This is a genomic window from Enterococcus sp. DIV0876, assembly GCF_050529585.1.
In the GTDB taxonomy this organism is placed as follows: Bacteria; Bacillota; Bacilli; order Lactobacillales; family Enterococcaceae; genus Enterococcus_D.
The window spans coordinates 1,154,230-1,167,529 of record NZ_CP172882.1 but is presented as its reverse complement, the minus strand read 5'-3'; the positions used below and the strand labels follow the sequence as shown (position 1 = coordinate 1,167,529).

The 13,300-nt window shown below is 39.8% G+C and carries 13 protein-coding genes, 1 tRNA gene and 1 other annotated feature; of the genes, 4 read left to right on the top strand and 10 right to left on the bottom strand.

The window, feature by feature from the left end:
- Positions 1 to 22: 22 nt before the first annotated feature.
- The 6 genes from IGI41_RS05405 to rplU form a co-directional block, all read right to left on the bottom strand.
- On the bottom strand, positions 23 to 955 hold the full coding sequence (locus tag IGI41_RS05405; protein WP_430611983.1) for a phosphate/phosphite/phosphonate ABC transporter substrate-binding protein: 933 nt from the start codon (positions 953 to 955) through the stop codon (positions 23 to 25).
- 343 nt (positions 956 to 1,298) lie between these two features.
- The gene (locus tag IGI41_RS05400; protein ID WP_430611981.1) at positions 1,299 to 1,781 is read right to left on the bottom strand and encodes a GNAT family N-acetyltransferase; all 483 of its coding nucleotides are present in this window, start codon (positions 1,779 to 1,781) and stop codon (positions 1,299 to 1,301) included.
- A gap of 171 nt (positions 1,782 to 1,952) precedes the next feature.
- Complete coding sequence (locus IGI41_RS05395; RefSeq protein WP_430611979.1) at positions 1,953 to 2,135, bottom strand: hypothetical protein; 183 nt, start codon at positions 2,133 to 2,135, stop codon at positions 1,953 to 1,955.
- A gap of 413 nt (positions 2,136 to 2,548) precedes the next feature.
- Positions 2,549 to 2,842 carry a 50S ribosomal protein L27 gene (gene rpmA, locus IGI41_RS05390; protein ID WP_003126181.1) on the bottom strand — a complete coding sequence of 98 codons (294 nt, stop codon included), beginning with the start codon at positions 2,840 to 2,842 and terminating at the stop codon, positions 2,549 to 2,551.
- A 12-nt stretch (positions 2,843 to 2,854) separates the two neighbouring features.
- Positions 2,855 to 3,199 (bottom strand): ribosomal-processing cysteine protease Prp, encoded by a 345-nt coding sequence (locus IGI41_RS05385; protein ID WP_430611977.1) that lies wholly within the window; start codon positions 3,197 to 3,199, stop codon positions 2,855 to 2,857.
- A 26-nt stretch (positions 3,200 to 3,225) separates the two neighbouring features.
- Positions 3,226 to 3,534, bottom strand: a complete 309-nt coding sequence (gene rplU / locus IGI41_RS05380) for a 50S ribosomal protein L21 (protein WP_005225751.1) — start codon at positions 3,532 to 3,534, stop codon at positions 3,226 to 3,228.
- 19 nt (positions 3,535 to 3,553) lie between these two features.
- Positions 3,554 to 3,624 (bottom strand) — a sequence feature (ribosomal protein L21 leader region).
- A 139-nt stretch (positions 3,625 to 3,763) separates the two neighbouring features.
- Here rplU and IGI41_RS05375 point away from each other — a divergent pair.
- The gene (locus tag IGI41_RS05375; protein ID WP_430611975.1) at positions 3,764 to 4,402 is read left to right on the top strand and encodes a uracil-DNA glycosylase; all 639 of its coding nucleotides are present in this window, start codon (positions 3,764 to 3,766) and stop codon (positions 4,400 to 4,402) included.
- Between the two features lie 11 nt (positions 4,403 to 4,413).
- Here the strand turns inward: IGI41_RS05375 and leuD are convergent, their stop codons facing one another.
- The 4 genes from leuD to IGI41_RS05355 are packed head-to-tail and all read right to left on the bottom strand — an operon-like array spanning position 4,414 to position 8,950.
- Positions 4,414 to 5,007: a 3-isopropylmalate dehydratase small subunit gene (gene leuD, locus IGI41_RS05370; RefSeq protein WP_430611973.1), complete on the bottom strand. Its 594-nt coding sequence runs from the start codon at positions 5,005 to 5,007 to the stop codon at positions 4,414 to 4,416.
- A complete protein-coding gene (gene leuC, locus IGI41_RS05365) occupies positions 4,985 to 6,388 on the bottom strand; it encodes a 3-isopropylmalate dehydratase large subunit (RefSeq protein ID WP_430611971.1) in 1,404 nt (467 codons plus the stop codon). Before leuC ends, leuD begins: the two co-directional genes overlap by 23 nt.
- On the bottom strand, positions 6,369 to 7,433 hold the full coding sequence (gene leuB, locus IGI41_RS05360) for a 3-isopropylmalate dehydrogenase (RefSeq protein WP_430611969.1): 1,065 nt from the start codon (positions 7,431 to 7,433) through the stop codon (positions 6,369 to 6,371). The genes leuC and leuB overlap by 20 nt, the downstream gene beginning before the upstream one ends.
- The gene (locus tag IGI41_RS05355; RefSeq protein WP_430611967.1) at positions 7,430 to 8,950 is read right to left on the bottom strand and encodes a 2-isopropylmalate synthase; all 1,521 of its coding nucleotides are present in this window, start codon (positions 8,948 to 8,950) and stop codon (positions 7,430 to 7,432) included. Before IGI41_RS05355 ends, leuB begins: the two co-directional genes overlap by 4 nt.
- 589 nt (positions 8,951 to 9,539) lie before the next feature.
- Here IGI41_RS05355 and IGI41_RS05350 point away from each other — a divergent pair.
- From IGI41_RS05350 to IGI41_RS05340, 3 genes are all read left to right on the top strand, one after another.
- Positions 9,540 to 10,241, top strand: coding sequence for an O-methyltransferase (locus IGI41_RS05350; protein ID WP_430611965.1), 702 nt, complete (start codon positions 9,540 to 9,542; stop codon positions 10,239 to 10,241).
- Between the two features lie 96 nt (positions 10,242 to 10,337).
- Positions 10,338 to 10,411 (top strand) — tRNA-Arg (locus IGI41_RS05345).
- Between the two features lie 1,428 nt (positions 10,412 to 11,839).
- Positions 11,840 to 13,291: a helix-turn-helix domain-containing protein gene (locus tag IGI41_RS05340; protein ID WP_430611963.1), complete on the top strand. Its 1,452-nt coding sequence runs from the start codon at positions 11,840 to 11,842 to the stop codon at positions 13,289 to 13,291.
- The last annotated feature ends 9 nt before the right edge of the window (positions 13,292 to 13,300 follow it).

Below are 13,300 nucleotides of genomic sequence, written 5' to 3'. Positions count from 1 at the left end.
CGCGCTGTTGGCTGTTGATAGATTATTGACCTACTTGTTCTGCGTACTCTCTAACGATATCGAAGTTGCTGTCTTGTGAAACGACATAGCCTTCGTGAGAATAAATATCAGAGATGATTTGTTTGCCTTCTTCGTCTTTACCAATAGCAATAAATGCATCTTGGATCTTTTTGTCCCATTCTTCACTCATGTCACTGCGGACACTGATCGTATCATTAGGGATTGGTTCTGTAAAGTACATTGGTTCTACTTCATCCATGATTTCTGGGTAATCACTTTTCACGGTATTACGAGCATCTTCGAAGACAAATGCTGCGTCAACATCACCATTTAATACAGAAAGTACCGCTTGGTCATGACCTTTGACTTGAACGGTAGTTACATCAGTATTGATGTCGATACCAGCCTTTTTCATTTCGGCTACTGGCCAAACATAACCAGCTGAAGAAGTCACATCTTGAGTAGCGATCGTTTTGCCTTTTAAATCTTCAAGATCTTTGATATCGCTGCCGCTTTTGACAACGATCATTGACCGATAGCTATCTACCAATTCATCCGTTGCTTCGCCGCCAGGTTGTTTGATTCCATATCTTTGCGCTTGCAGCAATACTTTGACATTGCTTTGCTCATGTGCCAATACGTAGGCATTTGGAGGTAAGAAACCAACATCTACTTGTTTTGAAGCCATTGCTTCAACAATTGTATTATAGTCAGTCGAAACGCTTACGGTTACTGGAATACCTAACTCATCACTTAATAATTGTTCCAATGGTTTTGCTTTGGCTTCCAATGTTTCAGCCGCTTGAGATGGAACAAATTGGACGGTCAATTCTTCCGGCACATAACTTTCTTCACCAGAAGCATCCGTACTTGAATCTCCTGACCCGCAGGCTGCTAATGTAAATGCCGCCGCCAATCCTAACCCCACTGTTGCTGCTTTTTTCCAAACTTTCATCACTTTTCCCCTTTTCAATCAAAATGAACAAAATGAAAATACCGAACTTTCCTATCTGATTATAAAAAAAAAAGCGCAACATAACAACCAATTTTTGTACATTTTTTGTTATTTTTTTTAATTGTTCGATAAACACGAACAATAATTCGGGCGTTCTTTCTCAATCAAAAGAAAATTTTAGGCAAATCATCTGTTTGTCCTTCTCTAGAATCGTATCAAAGCACTTTGCATTTTAGGTTAGCAACATGTAAAAGTTCTGTTAAGTTCACAAAATGAATGGTGATGCAACACATGTAGCGATTGCGCGCCCCTATTTGATTTGCTTTTTTTATCTCCTAACGCTTCACAAATCAAATTTGCGCAATAAAACTGTTTCACCATTCACTTGTTCACCAGTTTTGACAAAACCCATTTTTTCGTATAAGGTTTCTGCTATTTTATTTTCAAAAACTGAAGAAATGCGTAATTCTTGGGCTTGCACTTGTTCATTGAACCAACTTATGGCTACTGCCATTGCCTGACGGCCGAACCCTTGCTGTTGAAAATCCTGGCCAATCATAAAGCGTTCGATCCACCAAGAATCTTTTGGGTACTCTTCATCTGCCGTATAATAACTGAACAGAATAAAACCAACCATTACATCTTCGTGATAAATAGCAAATGCTTGTCTTTGTTCCTCAAATATCGATTCTAGTAATGAATACCAATTCGGTGATACGAAGTCTTTTTGGGATGCAGCGGGTTGTAACGCAATACATGCACGATAGTTTGATTGATCGATTTCTTTTAAGTGGATCATTGTAGGTTCACCTCTCAGTAATTTCAAACGCTTACATAAAATTGAAGAAAATCACATCGTCATTTTCCGACATATCTATTAAGCTTCTTACAAGCATGAGTGAACATTAAAATATGGTATAGAAAATAATGTAAAATAAATATAAACGCTACGTAGTCAAATCTCTGAAGTATTTTTTTCGTATAAGTCATACGCGTTTTATGACTTATCTGATATAAATGTATCCTTTGATCCACTTGGGTATATTGATACCGGAGCGACATAAGGCGTTTCATAAAGTCTTTGTTCTTTTTTGATAGTTCTCTTATTTAAATTATTTTTACTGATTCTATCTGATTTTTGAATTGGCGTTTCAAAAAAGTTAAAATTAAATATTTTCATTTTATCATTCACCTCTTTCTTTATACAAAACATATATGTTTAATCAAATATCTAAACTTACTTATTTGATTATACTATATTTATAAACAGGAGTATGTGGTTTAATTTAAAAATGTACTGTCTCATAGTTTTTTACAGCATCATGGTCTATTTTGTCTCTTTTAAACTACATTTTCATACTTCTATTTGCAAATTACTTTGTATGATCGTTGCGTCATTTCTTTGGTTTGATCACGTTCACACTCAACTTCATAATATGCAGCATCTACACTCACTTGAGTGCAAAGCACAAAAAACAGACTGCTGACAAGTTAGCAAAATTCGCCAGTTTTTAACGATGGACACCAAGTGCTTTTCCAAGACAAATAAAAAAGCTCAAACCCTTTCGTATCAAGGGTTTGAGTCATTCATTATTAAGCTTCTTGCGCTACTGGGTAAACTGAAACTTGTTTTTTGTCGCGGCCTTTGCGTTCGAAACGAACAACGCCATCAACTTTAGCAAACAAAGTATCATCTCCACCGATACCAACATTTACACCTGGGTAAATTTTAGTACCGCGTTGGCGATAAAGGATAGATCCGCCTGAAACAGTTTGACCGTCAGCACGTTTCGCACCTAAACGTTTTGATTGAGAGTCACGTCCGTTAGACGTAGAACCCCCACCTTTTTTGTGAGCGAAGAATTGCAAATTCATTTTCATCAACATGAGATGCACCTCCTATTTTTCTTTAATAGTTTTGATTTGGATATAATCGTTGTACTCTTCTTGAACTGATTGCAAGCCGATCAGCAAATTCTCCAAAAGAATTTGTGAGATATTCGACTGCTCTTGGGTCAAACGAGCTGGTAATGTTACCAAAAGATAACCACCTTGTTCATTGTCTGCTTCAACTTTAGGCGCAATGCCGGCCAAAGCGTCGATCCCATTCACTGCACTGATTGCCAAAGCGGAAGCTGCTGCGCAGACGATGTCTTTGCCGTATTCCCCTGCTTGTGCATGTCCAGTAAGTTCAAAAGAAACAATCCGACCAGAGTCATTGCGTTTGAATGTCCCTATGATCATATTCGTTACCCTGCTTTTCGTCAGAATTAAGCGTTGATCGCGTCAATAACAACTTTTGTGTATGGTTGACGGTGACCTTGTTTACGGTGTGAATGTTTTTTAGGTTTGTATTTGAAAGTCACGACTTTCTTTTGTTTGCCGTGTTTTTCAACAGTACCTTCAACAGTTGCACCAGCAACGATTGGGGCACCTACTTTTGTTGATTCGCCACCTACTAAGATGACTTCGTCAAAAGTAACTTTTTGTCCAGCTTCAACGTCTAATTTTTCAACGTAGATTGCTTGACCAACTTCAACTTTCACTTGTTTCCCACCAGTTTTGATAATTGCGTACATGCTCTACAGCACCTCCTTATGATATACTTAGACTCGCCATCCCAAGTGACTTTCGTACTTAATACTTGTTCTGTGCGGTTGTAGCTGTGGAGTCCACAATTACAACAGTCTAACTTTATCAAAATACCAGTACAATGTCAATGCAGAAAACCAAAAAAACTTTTTCATTTCCACGAAAGTTGACTGCTTTGTTTTTATCAAAATAAATCTTCTATAGAAAGGAATTATTATGGACTATCCAAAAGAATTATCCTATCCCATCCAACAATTGTCTAAAGCCTATCCTCTAGAAGGGTTTGTGCCTGGTCAAGGTCCCTTAGATCCACGCATCATGATTATCGGTGAAGCGCCTGGACGAACAGAAGTTGAGAACTTTATTCCCTTCAGTGGTCAAGCGGGCAAAGAATTGATCAAATCATTGGCTTTAGCAGGACTGACTAGAGAAGAAGTATATATCACCAGCGCTGTTCGTAGCAGACCTTACAGTACGAAAGAACGAATCAACAAACGAACAGGCGCACATGAAATCGTACATCCAAACCGCACCCCAACGAAAAAAGAGGTATTGTTGCATGCCCCGCTACTGGATTACGAAATTGCCCAAATCGATCCACCAGTCATCGTGACAGTTGGCAATATTGGTCTGCAACGTATTCTGGGCAATCAAGCGGTGATCAAGCACTGTCATGGGCAAGTCATTCGCTCCTCGATCCAATTTTGTAATCCAGCGGGCACCGCTTACCAATGGTCCGACAAATCCTATGTGATTGTGCCAATGTATCATCCAGCGGCCGTTTTCTACAATCGAACACTTGCCGAAGACATCGAGAAAGATTGGATTGGGCTTAAAACGATCGTAAAAAACTGAGAAACAATAGATCACATAGGCAAACGATAGTCTGGAATCGTCTGTTCGTATGCACTGATTTTATCCGCTTCTTGCAAGGTGATTCCAATCTCATCGAGACCATTGACCAATTTATGTTTCCAAGCGGGGTCGATCTCAAAAGGATATATTTCGCCATCTATGATCACCTGTTGTAATGGTAGATCCACATAGATTGCTGTATCAGGCGACAACGCTGCAAGTTGCTGCCGCACTGACAAAGGCAACACAATTGGCAACAGACCATTTTTGGTGGCATTCATATAGAAGATATCACCAAAACTACCCGCAATCACGACGCTAAACCCATAATCTAATAGTGCCCAAGCAGCATGTTCTCTAGAAGAACCAGAACCAAAATTGTCACCAGTAATCAAAATTGAGGCTTCTTTATATTGGGGAAAGTTAAGAATAAACTCTGGATTAGGTTTGCGTTTGGCCAAATAACGCCAATCGTCAAATAAAAATTCACCAAAACCCGTTTTTTCGACCCGTTTCAAATAATTCTTCGGCAGGATCTGGTCGGTATCAATGTTGTCATTCATCAAAGGTATGGTCGTCCCTTCAAATTGCGTAAAAGCCTTCATCTTCTCGCCTCCTAATGATTTCTCTGACATCGATAAAATGCCCAAAGATTGCGGCAGCTGCGGCCATCGCTGGACTGCACAAATGAGTGCGGGCATTTTTCCCTTGCCGCCCGACAAAATTGCGATTGGAGGTCGATGCACAATGCACGCCTTCAGGCACTTTATCTGGATTCATGCCTAAACACATTGAGCATCCCGGTTCGCGCCATTCGAAACCCGCATCGATAAATACTTGATCCAGACCGATGGCTTCCGCGGCTTTGCGCACTGGACGAGAACCTGGCACCACGATGCCCGTGACACCTGCTTTAATGTGATGACCTTTAATGATCGATGCAGCTTCTTGCAAATCAGACAAGCGGCCATTGGTACAGGAACCAATGAAAATGTATTCGATAGGAATCTCTGATGCCCGCTGCCCGGGGTGCAGGGCCATATAATCATACGCTTGCTGGTCGTTATGGTCTTTGATAGTTGGAAAAGCATCTGTAACAGGCACACCCATTTCAGGATTGGTTCCCCACGTGATATAAGGGGCCAGTTGTGATGCATCCAACGTGATCAAGGCATCGTACGTTGCATCCTCATCCGTATACAGTGTCCGCCAATCAGCGACTGCTGCTTGATAATCCATCGGTGCATAGATTCGCTCCTTTACATAGGCAAACGTTGTTTCGTCTGGGGCCATCAAGCCCATCTTGGCCCCGCCTTCTATCGACATATTGCAAATCGTCATCCGCTCTTCCATCGTTAGACGACGAACCGTATCACCAAAATACTCTACTGCATATCCTGCACCAAAATCAGTGCCGTGCGCAGCGATCAACGCCAGAATGATATCTTTGGCATAGACACCCGACTGCAATTCACCAGTGATATGGACCCCCATCCGTTTGGGTTTCATTTGCCACAAGGTTTGTGTTGCAAAGACATGCTCCACTTCACTTGTACCGATGCCAAAAGCAATCGCGCCAAATGCGCCGTGGGTGGCGGTATGCGAGTCGCCGCAAACAATGGTTTTGCCAGGTTGTGTCAATCCAACCTCTGGTCCAACCATATGTACGATACCTTGACGCGCAGAACCATTGTCGCAAAGTTGGACATTAAAATCATGACAATTTCTGCGCAATGTATCCATTTGCTTTTTGGCAATCAAATCAGAAATCGTAAAGATATCTTGTGTCGGCACATTGTGGTCCATGGTCGCGAAAGTCTTTTCAGGACAACGCAGAAAACGATTGGCTTCCCTTAACCCTTCAAAAGCTTGTGGCGAGGTGACTTCATGGATCAGATGCAAATCAATATATAACAATTGTGCTTCCCCTTCTTCACCACTCACCACATGACGTTCCCATAACTTATCAAATAGCGTTTTCCCCATACTGTATTCCTCCTAACTGCGCGATGACTGCTGCAGTAAAACGATCGGTTGTTGCATCACCGCCCAAATCCTTTGTCAAAATACCTGCATTCATCGTATCAAAACATGCATTTTCGATTTGCTCAGCCAACGCCTCCATTTGAAATGATTCTCGCAACATCATGACCACTGACAAAATCATCGAAACAGGATTGGCGATGTTTTGTCCCGCAATATCAGGAGCTGATCCATGGATCGGTTCGTATAGCGAAACACCATTGACACCGTGACTTGCACTTGGCAAAACACCGAGTGATCCTGGTAAAATGGATGCTTCATCACTCAAAATATCCCCAAATAGATTTTCAGTTACGATCACATCAAAAGCTGTGGGTTGTTGCATAATCTTCATGGCTGCCGAATCGACATATTGATGATCTAAGTGGCAATCCGGAAATTCTTGTGCGATTTCATCGGCGATCCGCCGCCATAACTTACTCGTTGCCAAGACATTGGCTTTATCAATGGACAATACTTTTTTCTGACGGGTTTGAGCAATCGTAAAGGCATGGCGTATGATCCTCTCGATCTCATTGCGTGCATAGCGATTGATATCAAAAGCAGTATCAATGCCTTCTTTTTTTTCACCGAAATAAATACCGCTTGTCAACTCCCGCACGATCACAAAATCAGTACCTTTGACAATCGCTTCTTTGATTGGTGATAGATGCAAGACAGCATCAGCGACTTTGATGGGACGGATATTCGCATATAACCCTAAAGCTTTGCGCAGTGTCAACAGTCCTTGTTCTGGTGTATAAGCAGCTTTTTCCCACCGCGGATCACCGATAGCCCCCAGTAAAATCGCATCCGCTTGTTGGCAGGCTTTTAATGTTGATGCAGGCAATGGCGTATCTCCAATAGCCAATGCTGCACCGCCAAAAGGCTGATAATCAAATGAGAATACAGGTGCTTTGGTCCCGATCGCCGCTGTCAAAACACGCAGCGCACTCTCCATGATCTCAGGACCAATGCCATCACCCGCTAAAACAACGATTTTTTTCACACCAGCACACCTCGATTCTTCAAGGCGGCACTAGCTTGCACATAGGCCTTTGCGGAAGCTTGCAGTACATCGAAATCTAAACCGATCCCGCTGACTTTCTCATGACTGTCGCTACATTCAAGCAAGACATGAACCTCTGCTTGCGCATCCTCTCCACTCGTCAATGCTGTGATTTCATAATTCAATAAAGTCGGCTGTTGCGCAAAAATCTGGTCGATCGAATTGTAGATTGCTTGGATACTGCCAGCACCAATCGCTGAAGCAATATAGGTCTCTTGTTCTTTTTTGATTGAGACAACTGCTCCTTGATGTCCATTAGAGACATATTGCAATTGCACAGCATCTAATTCGTACCCATTTTCAGTACCTCGTCCTTGGTCTGCAACCAAAGCAATCAAATCTTGTTCAGTAACTTGCTTTTTCTTGTCGGCCAATTCTTTGAATCGCTTGAACAATGCATCCATTTCAGTTTGTTCAATTTGATAACCTAATTGCGTCATCTTGTCGATGAAGGCATGACGACCAGATAGTTTCCCCAATGGTAATGAATTGTTTTTGATTCCGACCAATTGCGGTGTGATGATCTCATAGGTTTCTGGATTTTTTAAGACGCCATCTTGGTGGATGCCTGATTCATGGGCATACGCGTTTCCTCCCACGATCGCTTTGTTTTTCGGTACAGCGATACCAGACAATCGCGCGATCAAATCACTGGTTCGTTTTGTTTCATTTAAATTGATATTGGTTGTACTTTGATAAAAATCTTTGCGGATGTGCAATGCCAATGCAACTTCTTCCAGCGCAGTATTTCCAGCGCGTTCACCGATACCATTGATCGTGCCTTCAACACGGTCCGCGCCATTTTCGATTGCTGCCAAAGCATTCGCAGTTGCCATGCCCAGGTCATCATGGCAATGAGAAGAGAAAGTGATTTTCTCATCACTCACAATATGGTTGATTAGATAAGCAAATATTTCACCATATTCAGTCGGATTGCTGTACCCCACTGTATCTGGCACATTGATAATCGTAGCACCCGCATCAATAGCAGCCTGTACAGCTTCCAGTAAGAATGCTTTGTCCGTTCGGGTAGCATCTTCAGGAGAAAACTGGACTTTGTCAAAACGTTCACGGGCATAACGAACATGCGCTTTGATGGAGGAGATAACTTGCTCTTTTGTCATTTGCAATTTAAATTCTCGATGAACCGCACTCGTGGCCAAAAATACATGGATTTGCGGATCTACAGCGTATTTCAACGCTTCATAGGCACGATCAATATCTTTCTTTTGACAGCGGGCTAAGCCAGCAACTGTCATCTTCGTGACAGCTTTGGCAATCGCTTCGACTGCTTCAAAATCGCCCTCAGATGCAATCGGAAAACCGGCTTCGATAACGTCAATTCCCCACTTTTCAAGTTGTAATGCCAATTGCACCTTTTCTCTCGTATTAAAATTGACCCCTGGCGTCTGCTCGCCATCTCTCAATGACGTATCAAAAAATTGAATTTGTCTCATAAATCTTCTCCTCCTTAGCATTTTATTGATTTGGGTAAGTAAATGGTCGATGATCATTCTTAGAAAAAGGTATAAAAAAAGCACTCCATAAAGGGCTAACCTTCATGCAATGCGAATAGGACTCTTCAAATGATGCCTGAAATTTCATGGCAAAATGAATGAGTCCTTACGATAATAATAATAATAAAAATGCTGCTGTATTTTTCGTTTGTCTGATCATAACCGTCACCTGTCCGTTTTTTACTTGTAATGACCATACCAAGCTTCCATCAAACTGTCAATAGTTTTCCCTGAATTTTCTGAATATTATGATTTAACAGATACTTGGCGCCATAAGTTTCATTACATCGCATTGTAAGCATCAACTGCGGAAAAATTTAGTATTTACTGTTGATATCTTCACACTATCTTAACCGAATTTAAACAATCATCGGTTATGCTATATGTATCCCAAAAATATTTTTCACCCCTTTATCCTGCCAGTCGAATGACTGGTATTTTTTTTTGCCTTTTAGAATTGTGACAAAAGATTGAACTTCTTGTTCGTTCTTCGTATAATGAAGAGCAGCAATATTTGAGGAGGGTCAAGATGCGTAATGAAATGATGCATCGTCCAGTAGTAAAACCTGAACTAGTGGAATTTATGCGTAACAAACAAAAGCAATTACCGGGAGAACTCGGAAAAATAGAACAAGATGCCCATGAGAAAGAGGTACCAATCATCCCCCATGAAACGGTGGTCTTTTTGCAATTCCTTTTGGGTCAACTGAAACCACAGGCGATTTTAGAGATTGGTACGGCAATTGGCTTCTCATCAAGCTTGATGGCACAGATTGTTGAAAATACCCATGTTACGACGATCGATCGTTTCGACGTGATGATCCGTAAAGCCAAAGAAACTTACGCACGACTGGACAACGAAGCACAAATCACTTTATTGGAAGGCCAAGCGGCGGATATCTTACCTTCACTAACCGGCCCTTATGATTTTATCTTTATGGATAGCGCAAAATCAAAGTATATCGAATTTTTACCTGAATGTTTGCGCCTGTTACGTAAAGGCGGCGTACTCATGGTAGATGATATTTTCCAAGCTGGAACGATTTTACAACCAATTGAAGACATTCCTCGTGGACAACGGGCGATCCATCGTAAATTGAATCTGTTCTTAGATACTGTGATGTCCCACCCGCAATTAACCTCTAGTTTGGTTCCTTTAGGTGATGGTGTTATTTTGATCACCAAAGAAACTGAGACCGTAGATTTGCCTGATATGAATGAAAATAAATAGACAGAATTGCACTTTTTAAGAGAAAATGAGAAAAAAGGGCGAAAAGCAATTGACATTGCCTCGCCCTTTTTCTATAATGTTATTTGTTGCTGAATTGTCATAGTAGCTCAGCCGGATAGAGCATCCGCCTTCTAAGCGGACGGTCGGGGGTTCGAATCCCTCCTGTGACGTTATATTATCATACCAAAGATAGACAAACCGTTAGGAATATTGATTCCTAGCGGTTTTTGTTTACTCTTGTGCCAAATTTGTGCCAAAACACCACCTAAAACGTTGACAAATTATATTTGAACATTCAAACTATTTTTAATCACATTTTTAGATGCTGAAAATCTATTTTTTTCTTTATTAGCTTATTTTCTTAGGGTCATCCGTTACTTGATCACAGACTCTAATTGATTCAAGCGGAACCGGAATTGTTGATACTTTTCAATTTCAGGTTGTTTTAGAAAGGCGTGTTATTATGACTGACGAAAAGTGGTTTAAGATTAGGAAATGTAAAAAATTTGAATTATATATTTGTCTTTTAGTTGTATTTCCTATGGTGTATGGATTATGGTTCAATATAGTTTTTCTTGTTCAATATATGACGGTTATGTTTTGCATAGCTGTTGTAACAGCAATTTATGAGCTAGCTTCAATCATATTTGATAAAATCAAAAAAAAATGAGTAATGTTCAATCGATAGGTCGGACATTTTTTTATTAGTGGATTGTGGAATCATATCTGCCGAACAATCCATTCCTCAATCTCCACAATCTCATACTTTTCTTTGTTTGCTAAACTCTTTGCAGCTTCATAAGCAGTACGCCACCGTTTACAGACTCCACAACGATCAATTAGTTAAAAAAATATAGAAGTACTTTAGACATCAATTTAGTTTTCACTTTACTTCATCTATGACAAATCCAAATAAATGTCTTGTTTAGAAATAAAATGTCTTCCTTTCAATCAGTAAGAGAAAGAGCCATAAAAATCTGAAATTACCCGTTCTGCTTATATCCACTTCATCAAAGGCATGTAGGACGAGTGATTCCTAGCGTTTTATATATAGAGAACGATTTTACATTAAATTGTTATCGCTTAAAATAATATCTTCTTAATATCAAATATGCAGATTCACATGGAATTCACTCAAATTTTTTCCTTAATTACAATATATATTATCTAAGAATAATGATAAAATAAAAAGGAGGAGCGCTATCAGGGTGCACGTAAAGACTTCCCCAATAAATCTCCTGATAGCGCTCCTTTTTGCAGCCAAAAGCTGCTCGTTTCATGGTATGATATCATTCAAGATATTGCAAGCAACAGCATTTCAGCTATTTATACCTTCTACACGTTATATTAATGGCGAATAACAAGTGCTAACTAAATAATTACAACTTTATCTTTTCATATACAGATTCAGCAAGAATGTCTGAATCTTTTTTTGTTTTTTCGGCAAGAATCAGTAGTACAGATCATTCGATTTTTTAAGGATTGCCTTTGTTTCGAATAGCTTTAAATCTGGTTTTCAGCTAAAATCAGACTATACCTAGTTGCACACCACAAGCAGCTAACCTTGACTTTTATTCCCTATAGAAAGGAAGAAGATTATGGATGCTATGATGAAAAATTGTATCACCGAAAAAGATTTGCTGCGCCAAATTTTATTGTTAGAACAATTAGCCAATCATCAGCAAGCGACTTCAAAAGAGTTGGCTTTGTTGCTTCATACAACTGAACGCACGATCTTTTCGGATATTGTTTCGCTGCGTCAACAATTGCCTGAAGCATGGAACATCGTAGCAGATAGCAATGGATTGGCATTAAGCACAACCGATCGATTACCTGTGAGTCAACTTTGGGAACTTTTTTTTCCAAAGTCAATTGGGATTTCTCTGTTAAAGGCATTATTATTTTCCAATGATGTTGCCACACAATCTTTTCTCACAGAAAATGGTATTTCTCTTGAAACCTTACGTCGACATACATTAAAGTTAAATCAGACACTGGCCGATTTTTCATTGCGGATTCGTGTCACTGCTGCAAGTATTTTTTTTGAGGGCAGTGAGATCAATTTGCGTCTTTTTTACCATCGTTTACTTTTGCCATATACCCACAATAACTATTTCTTTCATGCATATTCGATTCATGAGAATCATTATTATGATTTTTTAACAAACTTAGACAAACAAGGCTTACATGTTGATGTCGAGCAGATATTTGGCACTTGTTGGTTTTTTATCAACACAATTCGAATCAAAGCAAATTGCCGTATCGATAGTCTCTCTTTTGATTTGCATGATACTTTTTTTGCACTCTTCCAAGATTCTTTGCTGACTTTGTACAAAAAAGAAGGCGTCTATATCGAGACAAGCGAACATTTTTTTAGCTTTTACTGTTTTTTAGAGAGCTGGAACTACAATAATCTTTGGTCACCTACTGTTCACAAAGCATTACTGTCATACGAGGCTATCTATCAACAAACGACAGCCTTTATCCATCAGATAGAAAAATCATTACAAACAGAATTATCTCAACAAACACAAGTGATTGATAATCTGTCTTTATTATTGATCAAAGTACAGGAATCAACCAAATTGTCAGAGAAATTTCAATTAGAGTATCAAGATATCCAATATTTGAAATATTCTGGGATGATGGATGTCGATCAGATAATTGACCAATTTATCTCCCAGCAGGTTGCCAATCAGCCGAATGTACAGCAATCTATAACGAAGACACTTTACTTACTGATTCAGCAAGCACGTTTACAAAGTAATGCCATAATTGCCAAAGGTTTATTTGTCTTTCAAGGTGAACCCGCTTGGAAGATTTATCTATTTCAAGAATTAACAGACTACCTTGGTCAGCGCATTTCACTAGAAACAGTTGAACCAGCCCAGTTAAATTCTGAACGTTTAGCACAAACAGACTTTATTCTCTCAAACTTTCCCCTGGAACTATCTGATTGTCCAACCTACTATCTTTCGATGGTGCCAACTAAAAATGAGCTCAATCAAGTGACTGAACTCATACAAACCTATTATCTAAATTATCGTTGATATCAAGTG

Excerpts from the sequence above, each read along its gene's own strand:
- IGI41_RS05405 (WP_430611983.1), bottom strand. The coding sequence starts at position 955 with ATGAAAGTTTGGAAAAAAGCAGCAACAGTGGGGTTAGGATTGGCGGCG.
- IGI41_RS05395 (WP_430611979.1), bottom strand. The coding sequence starts at position 2,135 with ATGAAAATATTTAATTTTAACTTTTTTGAAACGCCAATTCAAAAATCA.
- rpmA (WP_003126181.1), bottom strand. The coding sequence starts at position 2,842 with ATGTTGATGAAAATGAATTTGCAATTCTTCGCTCACAAAAAAGGTGGG.
- IGI41_RS05385 (WP_430611977.1), bottom strand. The coding sequence starts at position 3,199 with ATGATCATAGGGACATTCAAACGCAATGACTCTGGTCGGATTGTTTCT.
- rplU (WP_005225751.1), bottom strand. The coding sequence starts at position 3,534 with ATGTACGCAATTATCAAAACTGGTGGGAAACAAGTGAAAGTTGAAGTT.
- IGI41_RS05375 (WP_430611975.1), top strand. The coding sequence starts at position 3,764 with ATGGACTATCCAAAAGAATTATCCTATCCCATCCAACAATTGTCTAAA.
- leuD (WP_430611973.1), bottom strand. The coding sequence starts at position 5,007 with ATGAAGGCTTTTACGCAATTTGAAGGGACGACCATACCTTTGATGAAT.
- leuC (WP_430611971.1), bottom strand. The coding sequence starts at position 6,388 with ATGGGGAAAACGCTATTTGATAAGTTATGGGAACGTCATGTGGTGAGT.
- IGI41_RS05355 (WP_430611967.1), bottom strand. The coding sequence starts at position 8,950 with ATGAGACAAATTCAATTTTTTGATACGTCATTGAGAGATGGCGAGCAG.
- IGI41_RS05350 (WP_430611965.1), top strand. The coding sequence starts at position 9,540 with ATGCGTAATGAAATGATGCATCGTCCAGTAGTAAAACCTGAACTAGTG.
- IGI41_RS05340 (WP_430611963.1), top strand. The coding sequence starts at position 11,840 with ATGGATGCTATGATGAAAAATTGTATCACCGAAAAAGATTTGCTGCGC.